The sequence below is a fragment of the Flavobacterium flavigenum genome (assembly GCF_027111255.2).
In the GTDB taxonomy this organism is placed as follows: domain Bacteria; phylum Bacteroidota; class Bacteroidia; order Flavobacteriales; family Flavobacteriaceae; genus Flavobacterium; species Flavobacterium flavigenum.
Genome location: NZ_CP114285.2, coordinates 1,612,970 through 1,637,856, shown reverse-complemented (window position 1 = coordinate 1,637,856; position 24,887 = coordinate 1,612,970). Strand labels below are relative to the sequence as shown.

Genomic DNA, 24,887 nt, shown 5'->3' with positions numbered 1-24,887 from the left:
TTGAAATCGAATACAAAATTAAACACTTGTTTAATTTAAACACTTGTTTAGTTTTTGTTTAACACAATATTAACATAAAACGGTTTCGTGGTTTTTTAAATAAAAAAAGCTGAAACACCTTAGTATTTCAGCTTTATATAGTTTATTTGTTTAATTTTATTTGTACTGGATTTTGTCTGGTGTCAAATACATTAGCGATATAAACAATACTTTTTTGTTCATCAATCCAGTAAATGATCTTATAATTTTTAAAAAGTGAATATCTAAAATCCTGAATTCTTTCAGCTAAAAGTTCTTCTCTTTGACCTCCGTAAGCATTAAATTCAAGTGAAAGTGAACAATCTATTAAACCACTAATTAATTTTTTTGCAACTTTAACTCCTGCTTTATATTTATAATATATCTTCTGCAAATTGAGTCCAATAAACAGTTAATCCCATTTTTGGCTTCTTGATTTTAAATCTTTTGCAGAAACGATTCGACTTTGTCCAGCATCATTTAAAGATTGATCAATTTCTTTATTGAATTGATCAAAACTCATTGGTTTCATTTCTAAATCTAATAATTCAGTTTTTTTTCATGAAGTAAATTTTCGAGTCTAATTATAACTTCTTCATTTTGAAGTCTTAGAAATTCCTGAACAAATGATATTTTACGAGCTTCTAAATCCATAATAATTGATTTTATTCAAAGGTATAAAGAATTAAATAAACTTGTATAAAAGCAAATAAGAAACAACTTTATCTTTATTTTCTTTTATTAAATATTTTTTTAGCTTCTAATCGGGTTTTTTTGAATATATCAGATCCAAATTTTTCAAGGATTAATCTATCCATTAGATTTGAATAACAAGTTGAATAATCTGTTACAACACAACCTCTATGTTCTATGTTTATTGAATATTTTCTTTTCAGATAATCTTCATAAAATTCATCAAATCCAATTTCAGATTTTTTAGTAATTTTTATTTGTAAGCCATATGAATATGAATTGTAAATTCCTTTTTCAAAGTCTGCTCTGGCATTATCTTCACCTCCTTTACAATTCCCTAAGTATATTGAATCATTTTGAACATGATTTTGATTTTCCTGCGAATTTCCTATAATTGATATAAATGAAAGTGTAATTATAAGTATTAGTTTCATTGGAATAATTTAAATTAGTTTTTAAAATTACGATAGTAATCTAATAGCTTAATAATTAAATATAAAACGACATCTAAAAAATAAATGTCGTTTCAATTTTATTAAAAAAGGAAAAAAATTATCGAATTCCACCAACAAATTCTTCAATCTTACCACTTCCGCTTTCGCTTAAATGTTTGATAAAAGCACTTCCAATAATAGCGCCTTTTGCATATTTTGTAGCCTGATTAAAAGTTTCTTTATTCGAAATTCCAAAACCTACAATTTGAGGATTCCTTAGATTAAGATTTGAAATTCTCTCAAAATATTCTTCCTGAACATTTCCAAAACCAGATTGTGATCCCGTAACACTTGCCGAACTTACCATATAAATAAATCCATTTGAAACGCTGTCGATAAAACGAATACGCTCGTCTGAAGTTTGTGGTGTAATTAAAAACACATTAATTAAACCATATTTTTCGAAAATGGCTTTGTATTCGTCTGCATAAACATCAACCGGAAGATCAGGAATGATTAATCCGTCGATACCAATTTCCGCGCATTTTTTACAGAAAGCTTCAACTCCGTATTGCAGCATTGGGTTAAAATAGCCCATAATAATCAACGGAATTTTTACGCTTTCGCGAATGTTTGCCAGCTGGTCAAAAAGAAGCTGAGTGGTCATTCCGTTATGAAGCGCTGATGTTGAACTCGCCTGAATCGTCGGCCCGTCTGCCAAAGGATCACTGAAAGGAAGGCCAATTTCGATCAGGTCCACTCCGTTTTTTTCTAAATCCTGAATAATCTGAACGGTATCGTTTAAGTTTGGATATCCTGCAGAAAAATAAATAGAAAGGATCTTTTTATCTTCTTGTAATTTTTGGGTTATTCTGTTCATTTTAATATTTTTTTGCTCCTATAAGGTTTTCAAAACCTTGTAGGTGTTGTCTTTTGTTAATATAAGCCTGCCAGGTTTTTAAAAGTCCTGCAATTAAATGAATCTGTTTTCAGATTAATTTTCAATGTAAATCCATGCAACAACTCCCGACTTCAGTGTTATTTGAACTCTTTTGTAGGCATTGGATTCGAATTGATCTGCTTTTGCAAGGTCAGTACTGGAAATAGTGTAAACAATACCGTCTACAGCATCCGATGGATTTTCACTTGGTGCTGCTACAAAATAGTCTTCAATTCCAAATTCTTCTTCTATCTGAAGATCTTTTAGTTTATAACCTGTTAGCTGGTCTGGTGTTCCGGTTAACAGTTTATTAAAAACCTGCATCTGAATTTCTTTTGACTGTAATGTTCCGTAGGAGAATATCTGTTCCATAAATCTTTATTTTTCTCGTTATCTGTTTGCGTTAGGGATGGAAGCGGTATCGCCCGATTAGAAAAACAAGGCTTTTGCCGTAGTTTTTGTTATCGGGAATTTAGCGTACAGCCCGACCCTTGGGTAACGCCCAAAAATACAACTTTTATTACAATTTAAAATAGTCAATATAATTATCTAAATCTTTGTCGCCACGACCCGAAAGGCTGATCACTACAATATCAGTTGGTTTGAATTTCTTTTGGTCTAAAACGGCAAAAGCATGTGCGCTCTCAATCGCCGGAATGATTCCTTCTAATTTAGTAAGCTGCAAACCTGCATTCATCGCATCGTCATCGGTTACTGAGAAAAATTCGCCACGTCCGGTTTGTGCCAAATGTGCGTGCATCGGCCCCACGCCAGGATAATCCAGACCTGCAGAAATCGAATAGGGCTCTGTAATTTGTCCGTCAGTGGTTTGCATCAAAAGAGTTTTACAACCATGAATAACGCCCACTTTTCCTAATTTGCTAGTTGCGGCACTATGTCCGCTATCGACACCTTTTCCGGCTGCTTCAACGGCAATAATACCTACTTCGGGCTCATGTAAAAAGTGATAATAAGTCCCCGCAGCATTGCTTCCTCCACCAATACAAGCGACTACGTAATCCGGATTTTCACGACCTTCTTTTTCTTTGAGCTGCCATTTGATTTCCTCTGAAATTACACTTTGAAAACGCGTTACCATATCCGGATAAGGATGAGGTCCAATTGCCGATCCGATAATATAATGGGTGTCAACCGGATTGTTGATCCAGTCTCTAATAGCTTCGTTTGTAGCATCTTTTAAAGTTCTTGAACCCGAAAGTGCCGGACGAACTTCTGCGCCTAACATTTTCATTCTGGCTACGTTTGGAGCCTGACGTGCAATGTCAATCTCGCCCATGTACACGATACATTCCATTCCCATCAAAGCACAAACAGTTGCTGTCGCAACACCGTGTTGACCAGCACCCGTTTCGGCAATAATTCGTTTTTTGCCTAAACGTCTGGCAACTAATATTTGCCCGATGGTATTGTTTACTTTATGTGCTCCGGTATGGTTTAAGTCTTCTCTTTTTAAGTAGACTTTTGTATTGTATTTTTCAGATAGACGTTTAGCAAAATATAATGGGCTTGGACGGCCAACGTAATCTTTGAGTAATTGGTTGAATTCGGCTTTAAAATCAGGTTCAGCTGTAATTTTTAAATAATTCTGGCGTAATTCTTCTACATTCGGATAGAGCATTTCAGGAATGTAAGCTCCTCCAAATTCTCCGTAATATCCTTTTTCGTCTACGTTAAAATTCATTTTGTTTTAAAGTTTAAATGTTGACAATTTCAAATTTTCGCTTGAAATTGCTTAATAGATTTTTATTCTTTAGCCCTGGTTCTATTTCAAATTTACTATTTATATCGACAGCATAAATAGGTAAATTGCTTTTTGAAATTTCTTCAATGGCTTTTAATTCATTCATTCCAATGCCGCCGCTTAAAAAGAAAGGCTTCTTCGAATTGTATTTTTTTAATATTGTCCAGTCAAAAGTGGTTCCGTTGCCGCCTGGTAATTTCCCTTTGGTATCAAACAAAAAATAATCACTTACACTTTCAAATGGTTTTATAATTTCAAAATCGAAATTTTCATCGGCCGAAAATACCTTTATAATTTCAGTTTTTTGGGGTAATTGTTTTTTAAGTTCCGAGCAAAATTCTACCGATTCATTTCCGTGTAACTGAATGGCTTGTAAATTGTGTTTTTCAACTTTTTCCAGAATTTCTTCCTGGCTCTGGTTTACAAATACGCCTGTTTTTTTAATTGTTTTTATGAGTTCCGGAATATTTCCGTCACAATATCTTGCGGATTTATCCCAGAAAATAAATCCCATATAATCGGGCAGGAGCGAACCTATTTCGAGAATATTGTCGGGACATTTCATGCCGCATATTTTGAGTTTCATTTTTATTATGTTTTTTAACCGCAAAGCACGCTAAGTTTTTTGCTTTTGATAAGTTTAAATCGCTAAATCCGCAAAGCTTTGTGCACAAATTTAATTCGTGCTGATTGTGAAATTTGTGTTTACTTTAATTGATTTATAAGTTCTGTTGCTGCTTTTCCTGCGTTTTCTGTTTTCATGAAGTTTTCTCCAATTAAGAAACCTTTATATCCGAAAGGTTTTAATTCCCGAATGGCTTCTACTGATGAGATTCCGCTTTCTGATACTTTTACAAACTCGTTCGGAATTTGTGAAGCCAGTTCTTTACTAAAATCAAGACTTACTTCAAAAGTTTTTAGGTTTCGGTTATTCACGCCAATCATATCTAAACTAGGCATAATTGATTTCTCCAGTTCTTCCTGATTGTGAACTTCCAGTAAAACTTCTAACCCTAAGTTTTTGGCAAATTCAGATAAAGATTTGATTTCTTCACGGGTTAAAACGGCAGCAATCAGTAAAATCAAATCAGCTCCGTGGGCTTTTGCTTCCAGAATCTGATATTCATCCACCATAAATTCTTTTCGCAAAAGCGGAATATTTACTGAGGCTCTTGCCAAAAGCAAATCATCAAGTGAACCGCCAAAATATTTTCCATCAGTCAGAACAGAAATCCCACAAGCTCCGGCATCTTCATATCCTTTAACTACTTCTTCAACTGTAAAGTTGTTGTTGATGATTGATTTTGAAGGAGAACGACGTTTGTGCTCTGCTATTATTCCAGAATTACTTACTCTTAATTTCTGGCTAAGCGAAATAGTCTGTTTTCCAAAAAACACCGAAGCTTCCAATTGAGAAATAGGAATAATCGATTTCTTCAAAATCACTTCTCTTTTTTTGTCTATTATTATTTTATCTAAAATGTTCATTGTCTTTATTTGTTTCAAGTTTCAAGTCTTTTTAGTTTCACGTTCCAACAACTTGAAACTTGAAACCTGAAACTTGAAACTAAAAAATTATTTACTTAATTCTTGTAATTTCTGTAATGCTTTCAATCCCTTTCCTGAAAACAAACTTTCTTTCGCCTGTTCAAATCCTTCCAGCGGAGAACATTTTGTAACCGTTGCAATAGCCATTGCCGCATTGGCTAACACTACATTGTTTTGAGCCTCAGTTCCTTTTCCGGAAATGATATTAGTGAAAATTGCTGCAGATTCTTCGATGGTTTTTCCGCCTTCGATTTCGTTTTGTGATAAAAGACGAACACCGAAATCTTCTGGTTTCAGCATCCCTTCCATGTTGCTTGTAATGATTTTGGTTGGACCAGTTAAAGAAATTTCGTCATAACCATCAAGAGAATGCAAAATAGTGAAGTTCGTGTCAGTACTTTGATATAAATAAGCATACATTCTTGCTAATTCCAAGTTAAAAACACCAACTAACTGGTTTTGTGGGAACGCAGGATTTACCATTGGCCCCAGCATATTAAAAAATGTTTTTACTGCCAGTTCTTTACGAATCGGTCCCACATGTTTCATTGCTGGGTGGAATAATGGAGCATGTAAAACACAAATTCCGGCCTGATCCATACATTTTTCTAAAAATGAAGGATCATTGCTGAATTTAATTCCCATTTTTTCCATCACATTGCTTGATCCAGAAATGGATGAAACGCCATAGTTTCCATGTTTGGCTACTTTTATTCCGGCACCTGCCGATATAAAAGAGGCCAATGTAGAAATGTTGAAAGTATCTTTACCGTCACCCCCTGTTCCGCATAAATCGATGGTGTTGTAAGCTGATAAATCGACGCGGATGCATAATTCCAATAATGCTTCACGAAAACCCGAAAGTTCATCGATCGTAATACTGCGCATCATAAAAACGGTCAAAAAAGCCGAAATCTGACTCGGATTATATTCGCCGCTTGAAATATTAATCAATACGTTTTTTGCTTCTTCTTTGGTAAGCACTTCGTGGTTGATTAATTTGTTTAATATTGTTTTCATTTTTTTAAGGTTCTAAGAATCTAAGTTGCTAAGGTTTTAAGTTTTTATTTAATTGCGAACTAATTACTGAATACGTTTTTTAATGTTCATTTCCCTGATAAATCCACATGGGTTCTGTTTTGCCTGCACGTTCAAAACCGTTTTTTTTATAGAAATCAACTGATCTTCCATCGGCAGTCAGCATTTGCATGTGAAAGTGACTGTATTTCTCCTGCATTTTATCCATAATCAATTTTCCGATTCCTTTTCCCTGATATTCCGGTAGAACTAATAAATGCGGATAATAAACGGTTAAATGTCCATCAGAAATTGCATTTCCCAATCCAACCAGTTTTTTGCATTCCCAGGCTGTTATCAAAGTTTCCGAATTTAGGAGTCCGTTGTACAACTCGTTTGGTTTGTTGGCCGAACTCCATTCATTGGCTTTGTATAAAACCAAAACATCTTCAATATTGATTTCTTTAGTTTCTGAAATTGTTATCATTTTAAGGTTCTAAGTTGTTGAGGGACTAAGGTTCTGAGTTTTGTTTTTAAGTTTCACCTTCCAATAACTGAAGCTTTAAACCTGAAACAAAAATTAATCTTTGATCCAGTTTTCTAAAATCCTTTTACCATTTGGTGTTAACACGCTTTCCGGATGAAATTGTACTCCGCGTACATCGTATGTTTTGTGGCGTAAAGACATTACCTGACCGTGTTCTTCAAATGAAGTAGCTTCTAAAACTTCCGGTAAATCAGCATTCACAACCCATGAATGGTAACGACCTACTTCAAATTCATCTTCAAGTCCTTCAAATAAAGATTCGTCTGAAACTGCTTTTTTTACATTGGTAGCAACACCGTGGTATACTTTATCAAGATTTGAAAGCGTTCCTCCAAAAACTTCTCCAATTGCCTGCTGTCCTAAACAAACACCTAAAATGCTTTTTGTTGGAGCATATTTTCGAATAACGTCTTTCAATAGACCTGCTTCATCTGGAATTCCGGGACCTGGCGAAAGCAGTATTTTATCGAAAGAACCAATTTCTTCAATATCAAATTCATCGTTTCTGTAAACGGTTACTTCACAGTTTAAATCTTCTAAATAGTGCACTAAGTTGTAAGTGAAACTATCGTAATTGTCTATAACTAATATTTTTTTCATTTGTGTTTTTTGTTTCAGGTTTTTCTTGTTTCAGGTTTCACGTTCCAATTAACTTGAAACTTGAAACCTGAAACAAAATAGATTATATTTTTTCAGCCATTTCCAAAGCTGTATTCAATGCTTTTAATTTATTATAAACTTCCTGCATCTCACTTTCTTCGTCAGAGCTTGCTACAATTCCTGCTCCTGCCTGACAGTGTAACTGATGGTTTTTTGAAAGGAAAGTACGAATCATAATGGCGTGATTAAAATTGCCTTCAAAATCCATAAAACCAATTGCGCCTCCATAAAAATTACGATTAGTTTTTTCGTAATCTTCAATCAATTGCATCGCTCTGTGTTTTGGCGCGCCGCTTAAAGTTCCGGCAGGGAAGGTGTCAGCAACCACCTGCATTGTTGTCGCTTTATCATGTAAATGTCCGGTAACTTTTGAAACCAGATGGATTACATGCGAGAAAAACTGAACCTCTCTGTATCTTTCTACGTTTACATCATGACCGTTTCGGCTTAGATCGTTTCTTGCAAGATCGACCAGCATCACGTGCTCGCTGTTTTCTTTTTTATCCTCGGATAATTTTTTGGCCAATTCAGCGTCTTTTTCATCATTTCCGGTTCTTCTGAAAGTTCCGGCAATTGGGTGGATTTCGGCTTTTCTGTTTTTTACGATAATTTGCGCTTCAGGTGAAGACCCAAATATTTTGAAATCGCCATAATCAAAAAAGAATAAATACGGAGAAGGGTTGATGCTCCTTAAAGCACGGTACACATTAAATTCATCGCCTTTGAAACCCTGTGTAAAACGTCGTGAAAGTACCAATTGGAAAACGTCTCCACGGAAACAATGTTTTTTAGCCAAAGCTACATTGTGTTTGAATTCTTCGTCTGTAAGGTTAGAGAAACCTTCACCTTCTTTAGTGAATTTATAAGAAGCAATATTTCTCGATTGTAATAATTGTTCGATTTCTGAAATATTGTTTCTTCCATCAACACTATGGCAAAAAATATACGCTTCGTTTTTGAAGTGATTGATGGCAATAATGTTTTGGTAAACCGCATAAAAAACATCCGGGATTAAGGTTGCTGAATCTTTTTTGGCAATTTCTACCTTTTCGAAATAACGTACAGCATCGTAAGAAATGTATCCGAACAGACCATTATTGATAAACTTAAAATCGTTTTTCTCTGATTTGAACTGACCTGAAAATTCCTGAATTACTTCCGGAATATTAGTAGAAGCGTCAACTGAAATATGCTCTGCCGTTCCATCAGGAAAAGTTTTAGAAATAACTTCGTTTTCGATTTTAATTGTTGCGATAGGATTGCAGCAGATATACGAGAAACTATTATCATTTCCGTGATAGTCACTACTTTCCAGTAGTAAACTATTTGGGAATTTATCCCTTATTTTAAAATAAATACTTACCGGCGTAATAGTGTCTGCCAGGATTTGTTTGTAGTGGGTGTTGAGTATAAAAGGTTTCAATGTATTTTGTTTTTTAATTTTTAATATTTTCTGTTAGTTTGATTTCGACCAAAAAAAAAGGCTTGTCGTGATGACAAGCCTTTTATATTTTATAGTTTACAATACCATAGGAAGCTTTGTTCACGACGTTTGACGTAAATTCTTCCACCACCAAGTATTGTTCATTGTAATTTTCATAATCTTATTTTGATACCGCAAATATATAAATGTAATTTGAATTAGAATGCATCCAAACCCAAAAAAAACTTTTCTTAATTTATAAATTTGTTAAATATGTAAAAAGTGCTATAGATTTTATTACTTATTTTCCGCTTGCAACCGCATTGTTTAATTTTATTCTAAAGTCCGGATTTGCTTTAATATTAGGCGTTGCAAATAATTCGTCACTTTTTAATTTTGTAAATTCTATGGCAAATTCAGGGTTGCTGTACCAGTTTTTAATTCCGGGATCATTGCTTGAAGATTCGCTTGTTATTCCGCCATTACAATTGTTGGCAATCACATTTTTTAATGTAATTTTTGATAAATTCTCATTTCCATTTCCGATACTTCCACTTAAAAGTATAAAAGGAGTGAAACCTGACACAACACTATTGGTCAAATTGAAAAAAGTGTTTTCTCCAATATGAGCAGATTCGCGAACGAGTCCCTGATTGTTTTCTTCCAGATTTACAAGAGTGATGTTGCTGGCATTTATTCTGGTCATTTTTTTAGTTACGTCTGTGTTTTCAATTTTGTCGTATGAATCTGCTTCAAAACATCTTGAACCTGAAATATCCGATGAAAAAGGATGACGGATCGCAATACTGTTGCTGATGTTGATTTGTGCTCCTTGTGTAAAATCAAAATCATCATCTGTAGTTCGGTATGAAATCAGGTTGTTCATATTCAGATCGCCGCCATAACATTCAAAAGAATCATCATTAGAAAAACTTACCTGGATATTACTTAAAACCGTTTTTCTTCCAACTCCCGCGAGTGAAAGTCCGTTAAGCTCTTTCAAAGCACTTAATTTTCTGCCTGAATATTCAATACGTACGTATTTCAGAATTCCTGAATTATCTTCTGCGTCCTGTCCTCCATAATGATTTAATATTGGATCTAAGTTGAAAGGCAGTGTACTTATGCCGCCCAGTTTATTGATAGGCGCTTTTCCCAGAATGATGATTCCGCCCCAATCGCCAGGTCTTCTTTCAGTAGTTTCTTTATTAGAAGTAAAAATAATGGGATCTGTTTCTAAACCTTCGGCAACGATTTTTGCACCATTTGTAATTACTAATGTTCCGCAGGTTTTGTCGTCGCCTCTGATAACTGTTCCGGGTTCGATTGTAAGTACAGCATTATTAGTTACATAAACGATACCAACCAGCTGGTAAGTATTACTTTTCGTTAGTCTGGTATCTTTGTCAATCGTTCCGGCAATTATATTTGTTGCTTCGTTATATTCTATAGCTGCTGGTTTAAAGTTAGTCCAGTTATTCATCCAGTTGGATGTTCCAGTTATTCCTTTTTGTTGTGCCTGAAGATTAAAAGTGCTTATAAGTAGTATAATGACAATGAGTAATTTAGTTTTCATAACTATAATTTTGATTTCTAGTTTGTGATTTTTATTGTTTTTAACGAGATCAAAATTAGAAGCAGAATGTTAATCAAAATTAAGTGTTTTGTTATGAAAGAGTTATCTGAATATTAAGAACGTTATTTTTGTGTTTAAAAAAAGAAACCCCAACAATTTAAATGTTGGGGTTTTATGAATTTCAAATTAGTAAGTCTGAAATATTAGAATTTTAAAGTTACAGCCAATTCAAAATCGTCATTGATTGTTTTGTCTCCTAAATTCTGGAAGAAGTTACCAGAGTTGTATTTGATATCGTATTTAGTTCTGTCAACTTTAAATTCAGTTGTTGCAGTATTTCCTTTTACAGCGATGTCAAAAGTTACAGGTTTAGTGATTCCTTTAATAGTTAAGTCAGCAGTTACAGTGTAAACATCAGCTGATTTAGCACCAATTGTTTTGAAAACTAATTTTGAAGTTGGGTATTTTTCAGTTCCGAAGAAATCGTCAGCTTTTAAGTGACCGTTTAATTTTCCTTGGTATTCTCCTGTCAAATCAGTTGAAGTTAATGAAGTCATATCAACTGTAAAGCTTCCTCCAGTTAATTTTTTTCCTTTGAAAACTAAAGCACCTTCTTTAAAATTCACAGTTCCAGAATGCTCTCCGGTTACTTTTTTACCTACCCATTTGATAGTAGATGTTTTCACATCAATTTTTTTAGTTTGTGCGTTTACTGAAACACCAGCCACTGCTACGAATAATGCTATTGCAATTGTTTTTAAATTTTTCATGTTGTAAAATGATTTTGATTGTTATTAAATAATTAAAGTGTGATAAATAATTCTTCCTGAGATTTTCTAACTTTTTTATAATGTTGTGTGTCATCTTCGGTGTGTCTATAACCGATAGTTGCAATAACAGCAGCGTTTAATCCTAATTTGTCGAAACCTAAAATTTCATTAAAAGCGGCTGGATTAAAACCTTCCATTGGTGTAGCATCAATTTTTAATTCTGCAGCAGCACCCAATAAATTTCCTAAAGCGATATAAGTTTGTTTTGCTGTCCAGTTGTTTTTAGCTTCATCTGATAAGTTAGAAATAACATTATTCATCATATCGCTAAAACCGCCCAAAGCATCCGCAGGAACACCTCTGGTTTCGCTGATATTTTTAATGTATGCCTCAACTGATTTTGCATCAAGATTAAGATCATTTGCAAAAATAAACAGGTGAGAAGCATCTGTAACTTGAGTTTGTCCGTAAGCAGCAGCTTTTAATTGTTCCCTTAATTCAGGATTTTCAACGATCACAACTTTATAAGGCTGCAAACCGTATGAAGAAGCACTTAGTCTAACGGCTTCTTTAAGTGTGTTTAAATCTTCAGCAGAGATTTTTTTGGTTGCATCATATTGTTTTGTTGCATATCTCCAATTCTGACTTTCTAAAAATGTACTCATAATATTTAATTTTGTTGGGTTCTGTATTTCTCTAATAATTGGTTTAATAATTCTAATTCTTCGGGGCTTATATTGGCAGCAAATTCACGCTCATGTGCATCTACTTTTGGATCTAATTCTTTTAAAACATCCAGTCCTTTTTGGGTGATTAAAACTTCAATCTTTCTTCTGTTTCCCGGGCATACATTTCGGGTTACATACTCTTTTAATAGCAATTTATCAACCAATCGTGTTGTGTTGCTGGTTTTCGCAAGCATACGTTCCTGTATGACACACATGTTGGCAGGATTTCCTTTTTGTCCTCTTAATATGCGTAATACATTATATTGTTCCCCGGACAGATCATACGGTTTTATCAACTCATTGAAATGATCCTGAATCACATTTTGCGTATACATGATATTCAGAATAACTTTTTTCGCATTATCCATCTTAACAGTACTTTTTATAACCTCTTCAATTGTCATAGTTGTAAGTGTATAATTTGTATATACAAATGTATATCTTTTAACTATTGTATATACAAGTGTTTTGTTAATTTTTTGTTAATGTATTTAGGATTAACTATTGAAAAAAGGTTTTGGAATTTTAATTTCGGTAAAATTAGTGATTTATATATTTTAAAATGCTGATTTTGTGATAATTAACTAAAAGTTAAAATTGATAAGCCATCTCGAAGTAAAATTATTGATTGTTATTTTTTGTAAGATAAACTTGTGTCAGCTGGGATATTAAATAGTTATTTTAATGTATTTTGTTGGTATTCTGATAAAAGAAAACCTTTTGAAATTGCTTTAAAATTAGAAATTTCCTTAGCAATCCAGATTTCATCATGTCCGAGTTCTTTCGCAATTAATCGTGCCGCTTTTTCTGAAGACTCAATTGCTGCCCTCGCATCTAAGAATAATAAACGGACACGTCTTGCCAGAATATCATCGACATTTCTGGCCATTTCATAACGGATTGCCCAAACGATTTCTGCCATAGTGAATTCGTGGTCGGGGTGGAGTTTTTCATTTAGCTCAGGTTCATTTTTTTGTAATTCGGTTATTTTAGGAATATCTGAGCCATAAATGTAAAGGTGATTTTCCCGATCAGCAGTAGTGGTGGATTTGTTTCCGTGAATGGAAAGATGTTCAGTGACACACTCTTTTTTAGGTAATTTTCCTGTGTTGATGGCTTTGTCAATAATTTCCTCAGCCATTTTTCTATACGTAGTCCATTTTCCGCCGGTAATCGTGATTAATCCCGTTTTAGAAACCAGGATTTTATGGCTTCTGGAAACCTCTTTGGTACTTTTGCCCTCTTCTTTAGGTGCTGCCAACGGACGTAAACCTGCAAAAACCGATAATACATCTGCTCGGGTTGGTTTTTTAGCTAAAAAGCGTTGAGCTGTTTCAAGAACAAATTGGATCTCACTTTCCAGGGCAACAGGTTCTAAACTGTGACTTTTTATTAAAGTATCTGTGGTACCAACCACGACACGGTTATGCCATGGTACTGCAAACAAAACCCTTCCGTCTTTTGTTTTCGGAATCATTAAGGCTTGGTCGCCCGGTAAGAAAGATTTATCAAATACCAAATGGATTCCCTGACTCGGAACGATATATTTTTTATACACTTTATCATTGAGCTTCATTATAGCATTTGTAAAAACGCCTGTAGCATTTATGATGGCCGATCCTTTTATGTCGTATTGAGTTCCAGTTTCCTGATCGATTGCCTGTACGCCAATAACCGTTTCCGTATCATCTTTTATTAGATTAACAACCTTTATATAATTAATGACACAAGCGCCTTTTTCTACAGCTGTCTGTGCAAGATTGATGGCTAATCGCGAATCATCAAATTGCCCGTCATGATAGATCACGCCGTTTGCCAATCCCTCTTGCTGTACATTCGGAAGCATTTCGATCGTTTTTTCCTTTGAGATATATTTTGAAGCGCCTAAACTTAATCTGCCCGCCAATACATCATAAATTTTTAAGCCGATGGTATAAAAATATCCGCTCCAGCAATTGTAATTCGGAATAACAAAAGATTGATTTTTAACCAAATGTCCTGCGTTTTGAGCGAGTAAACCTCTTTCTTTTAACGCTTCACGTACCAGATGCACATCGCCTTGCGCTAAATAACGAACTCCGCCATGAACGAGTTTTGTGCTTCTGCTTGAAGTTCCTTTAGCAAAATCAACCGCTTCCAGTAAGATTGTTTTGTAACCACGACTTGCTGCATCAAGTGCTGTTCCAAGACCGCTTGCGCCTCCACCAATTATGATTATGTCCCATTTTTCGGTATTTTGCAATTGAGAGAGATGTTCGGAACGAATCATATTTTAGTTTACTTTTTGGAAAATATTGTTGAAAGCAAACTTAGCAAAAGGAAATTAAAAATTGATGAAGAAACGGGTTTGGTTTTTATTTGTTTCAGGTTTAAAGTTTCAAGTTGACTTTCTTTGAACATATTTAACCGCAAAGAGCATAATGTTTTTTAAATAAAAAGCTAATGAAAAACGCAAAGTTCACAAGCTTTGTGAAAAAACTCTGTGAACTTTGCGTATATCTTAGTGTGCGATTAAACTTTAGTCAAAGTGTATTAACCTGAAACCTGAAATCAAATTGTAACCTGAAACTAATTTTTAGTGAGGAAGCTTGTCTTTTATTAAACCATAAACCCAGGTTCCGGCAATAGCGCTTACTAAAGTTACAATAATAACTGTCGCACCCGTACCAATTTGGGCGAACAATGGTCCCGGACAAGCTCCGGTAATGGCCCAGCCGAAACCGAATAACAATCCGCCGTAGATTTGTCCTTTATTGAAAGTTTTCGGCTGGATTTCGATTTTTTCTCCTTGTAAAGTTTTTATATTGAATTTCTTAATCAATTGAACTGATAGTAATCCAACCGCAACTGCGCTTCCAATTACACCATACATATGAAATGACTCCAAACGGAACATTTCCTGAATGCGGAACCAGCTTATGATTTCGGCTTTTACAAATATAATTCCGAAAAAAATCCCAACGATTAAATATTTTAGGTTTCCAAACACGGACTCATTTTGCTTACTTGCGTTGATTCCTTCGCTGTCTGTATTTTTATTTTCTAAACTCATTTTTTAAAATTTTAAAGTGAAAGAATATAAGGCAAAATCAAAAGTGACATTATAAAACCGCCAATCATAAAACAGATTGTAGCGACTAATGACGGCCATTGCAGGTTTGATAATCCCATGATGGCATGTCCGCTTGTACAGCCTCCTGCATAACGGGTCCCGAAACCTACTAAAAATCCGCCCACGACAATGATGATAAATCCTCGAATGGTAAATAAACTTTCCCATGAAAAAAGTTCTTTCGGCAATAATCCGGAGTGATCCGTAATTCCGTAGCTGGCTAATTGAGCGGAAAGTTCGGGTGTAATTACAACTTCATTTGGATTGGATAAAAAGTATGCAGCCATAATTCCGCCAAGGAAAATTCCGAAGATGAAGAATAAATTCCAGCTTTCTTTTTTCCAGTCGTATTTAAAAAAGGAAATGTTTGCGGGAATACAAGCTGCACAAATATGGCGTAGCGAAGAACTTATCCCGAAAGATTTATTTCCGATAATTAATAATATAGGTACCGTTAATCCGACTAACGGACCGGCAACGTACCACGGCCATGGTTCTTTGATGATTTCTAATATGCTCATGTTTAAAATGTTTTGAACCATATAAGTGATATAAGTAAATATAAGTAAGCTTTAATTGAGTTAACTAATATAACTTATATGGTGGAAATTTATGTTCAATGTTTATGCTTTTAGAGTCTTGCTTTGACAAACAAAGTCTGATTTTGGGATATTGGTTTTTGCAATTGCTCCAAAACCGCCTTCAATTTCAGTAAAATTTCTGAAACCCCGTGCCTGTAAAATCGAAGCGGCAATCATACTTCTGTAGCCTCCCGCACAATGCAGGTAAAAATGTTCCTTAGGGTCAATATCTTTTACCCAGTCATTAATATAAGCCAGAGGTTTGCTGTATGAATCTTCGACATGTTCAGCTTCGTATTCGGTTTCTTTTCGAACATCAATTATTTTGTCTTTTTTGATGTCAGCTTCGTTTGCAAATTGTTCTGCTGAAATTCGGTTTACAGCATCTGTTTCAAAACCTGCTTTTTGCCAGGCTTCAAAACTACCTTCCAAATGTCCTATAATGGTATCAAAACCTACACGGCTTAAACGGGTTACAGTTTCTTCTTCCATACCAGCTTCGGTGACCAGAATAATCGGCTGCTTTACATTCGCAATCAAAGTGCCAACCCAGGGAGCAAAATCGCCGTTGATTCCGATGTTGATAGATTGTGGAATGAATCCTTTGCTGAAATCTGCTGCACTTCTGGTATCTAAAATTAATGCTCCGGTTTCTTCTGCGACAGCTTCAAAATCTTTTACGTTAATTGCTTTCATTCCGTTATGCAAAACTGTTTCGAAGCTTTCGTATCCTTTTTTGTTCATCGCCACATTCATGCTGAAATAGGCAGGAGGAGGCAATAATCCGTCTGTAACTTCTTTAATAAATTCGGCTTCGGTCATATTTGCTCGCAAAGCATAATTGGTTGCTTTTTGATTTCCGATAGTAGAGACAGTTTCCTTGCTCATATTTTTTCCGCAGGCACTTCCGGCACCGTGCGCAGGGTAAACAATAACATCATCAGCCAGAGTCATAATTTTATCTCTTAGCGAATGAAATAAAATGCCGGCCAATTGATCCTGAGTCATTCCGGCGGCTTTTTGAGCCAAGTCCGGACGGCCTACATCGCCAATAAATAAAGTATCACCGGAGAAAACTGCATGATCTTTTCCGTTTTCATCTATTAGTAAATAAGTGGTGCTCTCCATAGTATGTCCTGGGGTATGTAGCGCTTTGATGGTAATGTTTCCTATTTTAAATCCCTGTCCGTCTGTTGCAACAATACATTCGAATTCGGGTTTAGCATTAGGTCCGTATACGATTGGAGCCTGGGTTTCCCGGCTTAAATCGACATGTCCGGAAACGAAATCAGCATGGAAATGTGTTTCAAGAATGTATTTCAGTTTAACGCCGTCTCGTTCCAGACGATCCAGATAAGGCTGAATTTCACGAAGCGGATCAACAATGGCAGCTTCTCCGTTTGAAGTAATATAGTATGCACCTTGTGCGAGACATCCGGTGTAAATTTGTTCTATTTTCATGATTCTCTTAATAAATAATTGGATGACAAAGGTAGGTTTGTTTTGGACGAATGTAAGTGACTAATGTTACAGAAATCTGATTTTGCAGAAAAAACTTTAAATAATTTCAACATATAATTGATCTAAGTTCATTTTAGATTTTGCGTAAACTTATATTTACTTATATGGCTTAAAAATTTACAAATAAACTGGTTTTGCAGGACAGCAATTCGGGTTTTAATGGGTAAATTTGTGGAACTTCATAAACAAATTACCTTATGGAAGAAATGCTCTTTTATGACCGAATGCAATTTGCCTTCACCATTACTTTTCATTATCTTTTTCCACAGCTTACAATGGGTCTTTCGCTCATTATTGTTTACTTTAAGTGGAAATATCTCAAAACCAATAACGAACAATACAATCATGCCACGCATTTCTGGATGAAAATCTTCGCCCTGAATTTTGCAATGGGAGTTGTAACCGGAATCCCGATGGAATTTCAGTTTGGAACCAATTGGGCCAAATTCTCCGAATTAACGGGTGGAATTATTGGACAAACTCTTGCTATGGAAGGCATGTTCTCTTTCTTTCTCGAATCTTCTTTTCTCGGTATCTTTTTATTTGGAGAAAAACTTCTCGGACATAAATGGCATTTTGTAACCGGATTGTTGATTATGATTGGCTCCTGGGCTAGCGGCTACTTAATCATAGCTACACATTCGTGGATGCAGAATCCGGTAGGCTATGAAATTTTGGAAAACGGAAAATTTGTACTAACGAATTTTAAAGCGTTGTTTTTAAATCCATGGTTGTGGCCTTCTTACCTGCACAATCAGGCGGCTTCTTTGGTAACGAGTTCGTTTGTGGTTGCCGGAATTGGTGCTTTTTATATTTTAAGCAGAAAAAATGTTTCTTTCGGGAAATTATTTTTAAAAACCGGTGTCATTTTCGGATTGATTTCGAGTATCATCGTTGCCGTTCCAACAGGAGATTTACTTGCTAAAAACGTAGTGAAACACCAGCCAGTGACTTTTGCCGCTATGGAAGGAATTTTTCATACCGAAAAGAAAGGTTCTGAAATTGTCTTGATAGGACAGCCCGATGTAAAAGACAAAAAGCTCGATAATAAAATCGCCGTTCCAAATATTTTGAGCTTCCTGACGTATGGAAACTGGAATCAGGAAATTAAAGGTTTAGACCAGTTTGAAGAAGACCTGCATCCAACCAATATTTCAGGATTGTATTATGCGTATCATATTATGGTAGGATTGGGAACGGTATTTATCGGCTTGATGGTCCTTTCACTCTTCCAGTTAATCAGAGGGAAATTGTTTGAAACGAAATGGATTTTATGGTCGCTGATGTTTATGATGCCGTTTCCGTATATTGCTAACACCACAGGCTGGTACACGGCCGAATTAGGAAGACAGCCGTGGCTGGTTTATAATTTATTGCGAACAGCATCGGGTGCTTCGCCAACGGTCTCCTCCGGAAATACCTTATTTACATTACTGGGTTTTATTGGTTTATACCTTTTACTCGGAATGCTGTTTTTGCTTTTGGTTGGAAAAATTATCAATAAAGGGCCGCATCATGTGGAACTTTCAACAGAAAAAATATAAGTATGGAATTTTTTTGGTACGTAGTTTTAATGGGCATCCTGGCTGTTTATCTGGTATTGGACGGTTATGATTTTGGTGCAGGAATTATTCATTTGTTTTTTGCGAAAACAGAAAGGGATAAAAAAGTTATTACAAACTCCATTGGTCCTTTTTGGGATGCCAATGAAGTCTGGCTAATTGCCGCCGGAGGCGTTTTGTTCTTTGCTTTCCCGACTTTGTATGCATCGTCTTTCAGCGGATTTTACCTGCCTTTGATTATGATTTTATGGCTTTTGATTTTCCGCGCAATCGGATTGGAAATGCGCGGACAGGTGCACAATCATATGTGGGAGGCGATTTGGGACAAAGCTTTCGGAATAGCGAGTTTGCTTTTGGCACTTTTCTTCGGAATGGCACTGGGAAATATCGTTCGGGGTGTAAACCTCGGAATGGTTCAAAATGGTGTTTCTACCCAGGAAGCACATTATTTCTTTCTGCCCTTATGGAATCCGACTTTTAGCCCGCAGGCAAATGAATTGGGAATTATCGACTGGTTCACTTTGTTTTTGGGAATTGTGAGTGTTGTAGCGCTTACCATTCACGGTGCAAACTGGATTATTTACAAAACAAATTCTTCTTTAAATCCGAAGCTTAAAAATGTAGTTTTTAAACTGAATATTGTTTTGCTGGTTTTGGTTTTTATTTCACTGCAGGTCTGGCATTTTATTGAGCCTAAACCGTTTCATAATTTTGTAGAAAACCCAATTTTATGGTTTTTTCCGATTCTGACTTTTGTTGGGATTTTAGGATTATTTAAAGTACGGACTTTTAAAAAAGACGGTTACGGTTTTCTGTTTTCGACTTTGTTTTTAGTAGGCGGATTTGCCTCAACAGCGGTTTCGATTTTTCCGAATGTTCTGCCTTCAACGAATAAAGTGAACCCGTCATTGACGATTTACAATACAGCCGCCGGAGAATACGGTTTGAATGCCGGTTTGAGTTGGTTTTTTATTGCTTTGTTTCTGGTGATTGTTTATTTCATTATTCAGTATCGTGTGTTTAGCGGGAAAATGGATGATGTTGGGTATGGGGAGCATTGATTATGTTTTTAGCCACGAATTGCACGAATTAAATGTAATGAATCACAACCTTTGTCAAAGCTTTAAACTTTTAGAAGGATTACAAAAGTGTAAAATATGTATTTCCTCCAGTTTTAACTGGAGGTTTTTTATTTGGATAAGGAAAAGGCTTTAGCCAAAAGAGATTGAGTTTACCTAAAGCCTTTTTTGTACGTTTTTTGAATCTCCAGGTAAAACATGAGACAATTTAAAAGATGGTTTAAAAAGAAGTTTCGCTAGTATTATTTAACAATTGTAAAATGATTTAACCATTCTGAATCGTGTTAGGAATAGTAGCGGTATCGTTTTTCCTGTTGCCAGCTGGGAAAAGATAAAAGCGTATTACCGAATCAAGGCGTAACGCCAAAAAAAATAGATATATAAACAATATATAAAGTAAATTAAATGGGAACCTGTTTTAGCAGTTTTTCTAAGGATTTAATTACAACTATTGGTTATATTCTATAATTTAAGTTGTAAGAAAAAAAAGAAGTTAATGCTTAATATTGCGTATCTAAGAAATTTTCCGGAAGAATCCTGAAAGAAGATTTTTACGCAAACCTTTATTTTCTTATTATTATGTTCATTACTATTTTTACAGACAAAATTAAATTTCACTACAAATCTAAAAACTGGCAGTATCATTTTGACGAAATTCAAGAACTCGGACTGCTCAAAAAAAAGAAAAAATATTTTCTTGAAAACGGTATTTTTATTGCCGTAACCGCTGTAGCTTATTATTGTATGATTTTTTCAGAACTGATCGATTTATACTATATTATTCCAACACTTTTATGTTATACTTTTATCATCATCTTAAGATTTGATAACCCTTCAGAATTTGTGTATTTCGTATTTGTAAAAGATATTTACAGAAAAGAAATAAGAATTAAAATTGCATCAAAAGACCGACTTCTTATAGGTAAACAGATAGATCGCTATTTGGATCTTCAGTTTGAAAGAAATATAAAAAAGACTGCTTAAAGTAAAGAATCAAACATGTATTTATTTGAAATATCCTATTATGATTTCACTTTCATAGTGGCAGCTTTGATGTATGGTTATTTTATTACTATCAAAAAAAAATAATGAAAAACTACATTTATCATTCCTTAAATAATGCAGTTTTAGAATACCCTAAATGAGGTTTAGTTATGCTGTTAAAAAAATAATGGCGGGCTGTTTTAGCTATACCTCTTATCCCAAATTAAAAAAATATGCCCACAACAATTAAAGACAAAATCAAAAACATTAGAGAGCTAAAAAATTACACTCAGGAATATATGGCAGAAAAATTAGGCGTAACTCAGGCAGGCTATAGTAAAATAGAAAAAGGAAAAACTTCTTTGAGTTATGAAAAACTGGTTGAAATAGGGAAAATTCTTGATGTAAGCGTTGAAGATATTATCAGTTTTGATTACGACCGGTATTTTAATAGTTTTAATAGAATCACAGGAAACAATAATGGAAGTATCTTAATTAATACAGAGAATACTTCTACGATAAAAGAACTTTATGAAGACAAAATCAGATTATTAGAAAAGCTTTTAAACAGGACAGAAATTGAACTTGGACGTTATAAAGAAAAGTATGGGGAACTCTGAAATGACTTTAATTAAAATTCGTACTGTTTTTTTGACTCAAAATTCATTTTTTTGATTAATTCATTTTTTTAAAAGCGAAAAAAATGACTTAAGAATGATGATTTATTTTAGTTTCATCTTTGCCAAAATTCAGAATTTTAACAAAGACTACTCTACAAGTGAAACTAAAATCAAAAATGGCCAAATCAGGCAGAAGCAAAAGAACAGGGAACCACCACCATTTTATGTTTAATCGTGAAAATAAATAGATGCATCCGAGAAACATAATGAGCTCTTCTATTTGAATTAAAATTTCCATAATAGTTGTTTTTTAAAGTTTATAAATAGGTATTAATAAGCGTTTTTGATTTGGTTTGCCCAGTTTTCCAGATGTTCTGAAACAGACCTGTCTGCTTGTTCAAAAAAGAGATGTTCTGTAACCTCAAGCCCTGAGTAAATATAAATGCCTTTGTCTGATGTCAGCAGCAAGGCCTTATCCATTCCGATTGCTTCATACTCTGCTTTCGATTTTCCGTGGGTATTGATAATGACTGCTTTTTTGCCGGCAAGTAATCCTTTCTGGATTCCCTGATCGTAACGATACGCAAATCCATAACTGAAAACGCGGTCGATATACCCTTTCATAATAGCTGGTAATCCTGTCCACCAAATGGGGTGAATAAATGTGATACAGTCTGCCCATGTAATGAAATCCTGCTCTCGTTTTACATCGTCAGATACTAATCCGTTTCGTTGTCCTACCATGTCGTCCAATGAAAGGACAGGATTGAAATTCAGGGCATACAAATCCCGAATTACGACTTCGTGATTGTTTTTCTCAAGATGTGCTGCAGTAGTGTTTTTTAAATAGCTGTTTAAGCTGTTTGGATTGGGATGGGCATAAATAATAAGATGTTTCATCGTTTTGTAGTTTTTGTAATTTGATGAAACAAATGTAGAATGCCTTTATGACTTAAAATTGTAAGAAAACGAAATCAGGATATTGGATTGCAGATATCCTGCTGGAATTTTTGGTATCGTGAAGGTGTAAGATTAATGTAATGTTTAAAGTCTTTTATGAGCTGGCTTTGGTCGTAATAACCACATTCGGTTACAATTTCGAGCCAATCAATTTTTGAAGATAAAGACGCCATATTTTGTATGAGTTCGATGGCTTTCAAAAATCTTTCGTAGCGGTTGTATTCTTTGGAAGAATAACCAAAGTGTTTTTTATGCTGAAGCTGCATATTACGTTCGGTCTGGTTGTTTTGACTTGCAACATACTTTATAGAATTTAAGGATTGATCCCTGAAATTTGACAGTTGTTCGGCAATTTTATTTCTCGTTACAAGATAAGGTTCGCTAAATTCAAGGATGCAATTAACTCTTGCCTCAATATTTTGTATTTTACTAAGTTTATACCACAAAATCCCAAAACAATCGTCGTTTACTAAATCGTCGGGACTAATGGGCAAATGCTCTGAAATAATAGCATTGCCAAAAAAACGTGAAAAAGCGTCATCTTTAAAATTGACGGTTAACATTTCGGTGCGATGAGGTAAAACATAATCAAAAGCCTGTTTTATTGGACCAATTATGAGGTATTTGTCAACTTCAATCTTTGTATTTTGTTTCGTAATTAAATAGGGTTTTGCTCCGAAATTAAAAATTAATATCGTTTGATAAGAAGGCAATAAAGTTTTGGAAATAAGTTTTCCGGTCTTATTTTCTGCAAAATAAAAATGAGTAAATACTTCTTCAAAACGGGGCGGTATTGGTATTCTGAAGTTGTTATATTCGGAATTATCTTCTGTCATTGTCTTTGTTGTTATATTGTTTTGTGTCTTATATGAATTGGTTTTGTTTTATCTTTCAGTTTATCATTCACAACAGACATCTTTCTATTCTTACATTCGTTTTGTTTCAACTTGTTCTATTAAAGTTAATCAAACGATTTTGCAGATAAAACTTAAATTTACAAACTTAAACTTTCATTTTAATAGCTGGACTTTTTTAAAAACAGTATTTTTTAATTAGAAAAATAAGTTTTAAGTCGTTATAGCACAGCCCGGTTCCAGAAATCCCCCAGCAAAATATTGGTTTTTAAGTAAATAAAAAATAAAAATTAATGGTAATTAGGTTACTGTTTTTTAAGTTTTTAATTACAACTATTGGTTATATTCTATAATTTTTATTTTAAGATAAAAAAGAAGTTAATACTTAATATTGCACATCTAAGATTTTCCGGGAGATCTTAAAAGATGTTTATGTAAACTCTTATTTTTTATCATTTATGTTCATAACAATTTTTAGCGACACAATTAAATTTAACTATAAATCTAAAAACTGGCAGTATAATTTTGATGAAATTAAAGAACTTGGACTGCTAAGAAAAAAGAAAAAATATTTTCTTGAAAACAGTGCTTTTATTGCAGTAACCGCCGTAGCATATTATTGTATGATTTTTACTGATATGATGGATTTATACTATATCATTCCCACAATTTTATGTTACGCTTTTATTATAATCGCAAGATTTGATTCTTCAGAATTTATATATTTTGTTTTTGTAAAAGATATTTATCAAAAAGAGACAAGAATTAAAATTGAAGCAAATGACCGTTTTCTGATAGGCAGGCAGATAGATCAATATCTGGATTTTCAGTTTGAAAGAAATATAAAAAGTACTGCTTAAATAAAGAATAAAGAAAATGTATGTATTTGGAATTTCTCACTATAATGTAGTTATCATAATAGCAGCTTTGATGTATGGTTATTTTATCACTATCAGAAAAAAATAATGAAATACGTGTTGTAGTTTTCTGATAATAATAAGTTTTAGAATGTCCTAAATAAATATTAACGCAAATAACAATGCGAGTGAACTTTCGAAAAAAAATCAGATCATAGAAAAGCTTTAAGCAGGACATGAATTGAGCCTGGTCGTTATAAACAAAAATTTGGGGAAATTTGATATAACTCCAGGCAAAATGCGTCCTGTTTTTTAGCCCAAATTTTATTTGGGCTAAAAGCTTTTTTATAACCGGTAAATAAACTAAGTTAGGGTTTATCTGGCTATAAAAACTTTCATTTTTCCATAATAGCCCCAGTCTTCAATAATGATGGTTCTTTGGTATCCTCTTTCTATCAGGATTGGTCCGAAAATGTCTTCTTTTTGTGTGGATACAACCTGATCATAATGGTCAACTATGAAGATGTTTCCGTGAATGTCCTTTTTTTGTTTTGCCATAATCCAACCTTCCTTGTCAATAATGGTAATGAGATTAAAAATGTCTGTTTTTTGCTTCGCAATTATTTGATTGTTTCCATTCT

At 34.3% G+C, this 24,887-nt stretch carries 28 protein-coding genes; 5 read left to right on the top strand and 23 right to left on the bottom strand.

The window, feature by feature from the left end; translation table 11 throughout:
- Window positions 1-142 precede the first annotated feature (142 nt).
- The 19 genes from OZP09_RS06245 to OZP09_RS06155 all read right to left on the bottom strand — a co-directional run bounded on the left by OZP09_RS06245 (window position 143) and on the right by OZP09_RS06155 (window position 17,270).
- On the bottom strand, window positions 143-412 hold the full coding sequence (locus tag OZP09_RS06245; protein ID WP_269237042.1) for a type II toxin-antitoxin system RelE/ParE family toxin: 270 nt from the start codon (window positions 410-412) through the stop codon (window positions 143-145).
- 334 nt (window positions 413-746) lie between these two features.
- Window positions 747-1,145, bottom strand: coding sequence for a hypothetical protein (locus OZP09_RS06240; protein ID WP_269237041.1), 399 nt, complete (start codon window positions 1,143-1,145; stop codon window positions 747-749).
- Between the two features lie 118 nt (window positions 1,146-1,263).
- Window positions 1,264-2,025 carry a tryptophan synthase subunit alpha gene (gene trpA / locus OZP09_RS06235; protein WP_269237040.1) on the bottom strand — a complete coding sequence of 254 codons (762 nt, stop codon included), beginning with the start codon at window positions 2,023-2,025 and terminating at the stop codon, window positions 1,264-1,266.
- A gap of 114 nt (window positions 2,026-2,139) precedes the next feature.
- Entirely contained in the window at window positions 2,140-2,457 is a 318-nt protein-coding gene (locus OZP09_RS06230) for a gamma-glutamylcyclotransferase family protein (protein ID WP_269237039.1), read from the bottom strand.
- Between the two features lie 148 nt (window positions 2,458-2,605).
- Entirely contained in the window at window positions 2,606-3,787 is a 1,182-nt protein-coding gene (gene trpB, locus OZP09_RS06225; RefSeq protein ID WP_223682911.1) for a tryptophan synthase subunit beta, read from the bottom strand.
- Between the two features lie 13 nt (window positions 3,788-3,800).
- Complete coding sequence (locus OZP09_RS06220) at window positions 3,801-4,433, bottom strand: phosphoribosylanthranilate isomerase (protein ID WP_269237038.1); 633 nt, start codon at window positions 4,431-4,433, stop codon at window positions 3,801-3,803.
- A gap of 119 nt (window positions 4,434-4,552) precedes the next feature.
- Window positions 4,553-5,335 carry an indole-3-glycerol phosphate synthase TrpC gene (gene trpC / locus OZP09_RS06215; RefSeq protein WP_281310469.1) on the bottom strand — a complete coding sequence of 261 codons (783 nt, stop codon included), beginning with the start codon at window positions 5,333-5,335 and terminating at the stop codon, window positions 4,553-4,555.
- An 87-nt stretch (window positions 5,336-5,422) separates the two neighbouring features.
- Window positions 5,423-6,415: an anthranilate phosphoribosyltransferase gene (trpD, locus tag OZP09_RS06210; protein WP_269237037.1), complete on the bottom strand. Its 993-nt coding sequence runs from the start codon at window positions 6,413-6,415 to the stop codon at window positions 5,423-5,425.
- 79 nt (window positions 6,416-6,494) lie between these two features.
- Window positions 6,495-6,899 carry a GNAT family N-acetyltransferase gene (locus OZP09_RS06205; RefSeq protein WP_281310468.1) on the bottom strand — a complete coding sequence of 135 codons (405 nt, stop codon included), beginning with the start codon at window positions 6,897-6,899 and terminating at the stop codon, window positions 6,495-6,497.
- Window positions 6,900-6,992: 93 nt separating this feature from the next.
- Window positions 6,993-7,559, bottom strand: a complete 567-nt coding sequence (locus tag OZP09_RS06200; RefSeq protein ID WP_269237035.1) for an anthranilate synthase component II — start codon at window positions 7,557-7,559, stop codon at window positions 6,993-6,995.
- 82 nt (window positions 7,560-7,641) lie between these two features.
- A complete protein-coding gene (locus OZP09_RS06195; protein WP_269237034.1) occupies window positions 7,642-9,042 on the bottom strand; it encodes an anthranilate synthase component I family protein in 1,401 nt (466 codons plus the stop codon).
- A 301-nt stretch (window positions 9,043-9,343) separates the two neighbouring features.
- On the bottom strand, window positions 9,344-10,618 hold the full coding sequence (locus OZP09_RS06190) for a hypothetical protein (RefSeq protein WP_269237033.1): 1,275 nt from the start codon (window positions 10,616-10,618) through the stop codon (window positions 9,344-9,346).
- A gap of 203 nt (window positions 10,619-10,821) precedes the next feature.
- Window positions 10,822-11,388 carry a YceI family protein gene (locus tag OZP09_RS06185; RefSeq protein WP_269237032.1) on the bottom strand — a complete coding sequence of 189 codons (567 nt, stop codon included), beginning with the start codon at window positions 11,386-11,388 and terminating at the stop codon, window positions 10,822-10,824.
- Between the two features lie 32 nt (window positions 11,389-11,420).
- Window positions 11,421-12,053, bottom strand: a complete 633-nt coding sequence (locus OZP09_RS06180; protein WP_269237031.1) for an NAD(P)H-dependent oxidoreductase — start codon at window positions 12,051-12,053, stop codon at window positions 11,421-11,423.
- 5 nt (window positions 12,054-12,058) lie between these two features.
- Window positions 12,059-12,520 (bottom strand): MarR family winged helix-turn-helix transcriptional regulator, encoded by a 462-nt coding sequence (locus OZP09_RS06175; RefSeq protein WP_281310467.1) that lies wholly within the window; start codon window positions 12,518-12,520, stop codon window positions 12,059-12,061.
- A 272-nt stretch (window positions 12,521-12,792) separates the two neighbouring features.
- Window positions 12,793-14,385: a glycerol-3-phosphate dehydrogenase/oxidase gene (locus tag OZP09_RS06170; protein ID WP_269237030.1), complete on the bottom strand. Its 1,593-nt coding sequence runs from the start codon at window positions 14,383-14,385 to the stop codon at window positions 12,793-12,795.
- 306 nt (window positions 14,386-14,691) lie between these two features.
- Entirely contained in the window at window positions 14,692-15,168 is a 477-nt protein-coding gene (locus tag OZP09_RS06165; RefSeq protein WP_269237029.1) for a DUF6691 family protein, read from the bottom strand.
- Window positions 15,169-15,179: 11 nt separating this feature from the next.
- Window positions 15,180-15,743 carry a YeeE/YedE family protein gene (locus OZP09_RS06160; RefSeq protein ID WP_269237826.1) on the bottom strand — a complete coding sequence of 188 codons (564 nt, stop codon included), beginning with the start codon at window positions 15,741-15,743 and terminating at the stop codon, window positions 15,180-15,182.
- 108 nt (window positions 15,744-15,851) lie between these two features.
- On the bottom strand, window positions 15,852-17,270 hold the full coding sequence (locus OZP09_RS06155) for an MBL fold metallo-hydrolase (RefSeq protein ID WP_281310466.1): 1,419 nt from the start codon (window positions 17,268-17,270) through the stop codon (window positions 15,852-15,854).
- Window positions 17,271-17,527: 257 nt separating this feature from the next.
- On the opposite strand from OZP09_RS06155, the gene OZP09_RS06150 reads away from it, so the two are divergent.
- The 4 genes from OZP09_RS06150 (at window position 17,528) to OZP09_RS06135 (ending at window position 21,575) form a co-directional block, all read left to right on the top strand.
- A complete protein-coding gene (locus OZP09_RS06150) occupies window positions 17,528-18,874 on the top strand; it encodes a cytochrome ubiquinol oxidase subunit I (RefSeq protein ID WP_269237028.1) in 1,347 nt (448 codons plus the stop codon).
- Window positions 18,875-18,876: 2 nt separating this feature from the next.
- Window positions 18,877-19,953 (top strand): cytochrome d ubiquinol oxidase subunit II, encoded by a 1,077-nt coding sequence (gene cydB, locus OZP09_RS06145; RefSeq protein ID WP_269237027.1) that lies wholly within the window; start codon window positions 18,877-18,879, stop codon window positions 19,951-19,953.
- 597 nt (window positions 19,954-20,550) lie between these two features.
- Window positions 20,551-20,955 (top strand): hypothetical protein, encoded by a 405-nt coding sequence (locus tag OZP09_RS06140; RefSeq protein WP_269237026.1) that lies wholly within the window; start codon window positions 20,551-20,553, stop codon window positions 20,953-20,955.
- 233 nt (window positions 20,956-21,188) lie between these two features.
- The gene (locus tag OZP09_RS06135) at window positions 21,189-21,575 is read left to right on the top strand and encodes a helix-turn-helix transcriptional regulator (RefSeq protein ID WP_269237025.1); all 387 of its coding nucleotides are present in this window, start codon (window positions 21,189-21,191) and stop codon (window positions 21,573-21,575) included.
- Between the two features lie 88 nt (window positions 21,576-21,663).
- On the opposite strand, the gene OZP09_RS06130 is transcribed toward OZP09_RS06135, so the two are convergent.
- The 3 genes from OZP09_RS06130 to OZP09_RS06120 form a co-directional block, all read right to left on the bottom strand.
- Window positions 21,664-21,873: a DUF4260 family protein gene (locus tag OZP09_RS06130; protein ID WP_269237024.1), complete on the bottom strand. Its 210-nt coding sequence runs from the start codon at window positions 21,871-21,873 to the stop codon at window positions 21,664-21,666.
- A 32-nt stretch (window positions 21,874-21,905) separates the two neighbouring features.
- On the bottom strand, window positions 21,906-22,475 hold the full coding sequence (locus OZP09_RS06125; protein WP_269237023.1) for an NAD(P)H-dependent oxidoreductase: 570 nt from the start codon (window positions 22,473-22,475) through the stop codon (window positions 21,906-21,908).
- Between the two features lie 74 nt (window positions 22,476-22,549).
- The gene (locus OZP09_RS06120) at window positions 22,550-23,371 is read right to left on the bottom strand and encodes a helix-turn-helix domain-containing protein (protein ID WP_269237022.1); all 822 of its coding nucleotides are present in this window, start codon (window positions 23,369-23,371) and stop codon (window positions 22,550-22,552) included.
- A gap of 476 nt (window positions 23,372-23,847) precedes the next feature.
- Here OZP09_RS06120 and OZP09_RS06115 point away from each other — a divergent pair, with 476 nt between their 5' ends.
- Window positions 23,848-24,249: a hypothetical protein gene (locus OZP09_RS06115; protein WP_223682693.1), complete on the top strand. Its 402-nt coding sequence runs from the start codon at window positions 23,848-23,850 to the stop codon at window positions 24,247-24,249.
- A gap of 372 nt (window positions 24,250-24,621) precedes the next feature.
- Here OZP09_RS06115 and OZP09_RS06110 read toward each other — a convergent pair whose 3' ends face one another.
- Window positions 24,622-24,804 carry a hypothetical protein gene (locus tag OZP09_RS06110; protein ID WP_269237021.1) on the bottom strand — a complete coding sequence of 61 codons (183 nt, stop codon included), beginning with the start codon at window positions 24,802-24,804 and terminating at the stop codon, window positions 24,622-24,624.
- Between the last annotated feature and the right edge of the window lie 83 nt (window positions 24,805-24,887).

Coding starts and splice junctions, on each gene's coding strand:
- OZP09_RS06240 (WP_269237041.1), bottom strand. CDS start 1,145: ATGAAACTAATACTTATAATTACACTTTCATTTATATCAATTATAGGA.
- trpA (WP_269237040.1), bottom strand. CDS start 2,025: ATGAACAGAATAACCCAAAAATTACAAGAAGATAAAAAGATCCTTTCT.
- OZP09_RS06230 (WP_269237039.1), bottom strand. CDS start 2,457: ATGGAACAGATATTCTCCTACGGAACATTACAGTCAAAAGAAATTCAG.
- trpB (WP_223682911.1), bottom strand. CDS start 3,787: ATGAATTTTAACGTAGACGAAAAAGGATATTACGGAGAATTTGGAGGA.
- OZP09_RS06220 (WP_269237038.1), bottom strand. CDS start 4,433: ATGAAACTCAAAATATGCGGCATGAAATGTCCCGACAATATTCTCGAA.
- trpC (WP_281310469.1), bottom strand. CDS start 5,335: ATGAACATTTTAGATAAAATAATAATAGACAAAAAAAGAGAAGTGATT.
- trpD (WP_269237037.1), bottom strand. CDS start 6,415: ATGAAAACAATATTAAACAAATTAATCAACCACGAAGTGCTTACCAAA.
- OZP09_RS06205 (WP_281310468.1), bottom strand. CDS start 6,899: ATGATAACAATTTCAGAAACTAAAGAAATCAATATTGAAGATGTTTTG.
- OZP09_RS06200 (WP_269237035.1), bottom strand. CDS start 7,559: ATGAAAAAAATATTAGTTATAGACAATTACGATAGTTTCACTTACAAC.
- OZP09_RS06190 (WP_269237033.1), bottom strand. CDS start 10,618: ATGAAAACTAAATTACTCATTGTCATTATACTACTTATAAGCACTTTT.
- OZP09_RS06185 (WP_269237032.1), bottom strand. CDS start 11,388: ATGAAAAATTTAAAAACAATTGCAATAGCATTATTCGTAGCAGTGGCT.
- OZP09_RS06180 (WP_269237031.1), bottom strand. CDS start 12,053: ATGAGTACATTTTTAGAAAGTCAGAATTGGAGATATGCAACAAAACAA.
- OZP09_RS06175 (WP_281310467.1), bottom strand. CDS start 12,520: ATGACAATTGAAGAGGTTATAAAAAGTACTGTTAAGATGGATAATGCG.
- OZP09_RS06170 (WP_269237030.1), bottom strand. CDS start 14,385: ATGATTCGTTCCGAACATCTCTCTCAATTGCAAAATACCGAAAAATGG.
- OZP09_RS06165 (WP_269237029.1), bottom strand. CDS start 15,168: ATGAGTTTAGAAAATAAAAATACAGACAGCGAAGGAATCAACGCAAGT.
- OZP09_RS06155 (WP_281310466.1), bottom strand. CDS start 17,270: ATGAAAATAGAACAAATTTACACCGGATGTCTCGCACAAGGTGCATAC.
- OZP09_RS06150 (WP_269237028.1), top strand. CDS start 17,528: ATGGAAGAAATGCTCTTTTATGACCGAATGCAATTTGCCTTCACCATT.
- cydB (WP_269237027.1), top strand. CDS start 18,877: ATGGAATTTTTTTGGTACGTAGTTTTAATGGGCATCCTGGCTGTTTAT.
- OZP09_RS06140 (WP_269237026.1), top strand. CDS start 20,551: ATGTTCATTACTATTTTTACAGACAAAATTAAATTTCACTACAAATCT.
- OZP09_RS06135 (WP_269237025.1), top strand. CDS start 21,189: ATGCCCACAACAATTAAAGACAAAATCAAAAACATTAGAGAGCTAAAA.
- OZP09_RS06130 (WP_269237024.1), bottom strand. CDS start 21,873: ATGGAAATTTTAATTCAAATAGAAGAGCTCATTATGTTTCTCGGATGC.
- OZP09_RS06125 (WP_269237023.1), bottom strand. CDS start 22,475: ATGAAACATCTTATTATTTATGCCCATCCCAATCCAAACAGCTTAAAC.
- OZP09_RS06120 (WP_269237022.1), bottom strand. CDS start 23,371: ATGACAGAAGATAATTCCGAATATAACAACTTCAGAATACCAATACCG.
- OZP09_RS06115 (WP_223682693.1), top strand. CDS start 23,848: ATGTTCATAACAATTTTTAGCGACACAATTAAATTTAACTATAAATCT.
- OZP09_RS06110 (WP_269237021.1), bottom strand. CDS start 24,804: ATGGCAAAACAAAAAAAGGACATTCACGGAAACATCTTCATAGTTGAC.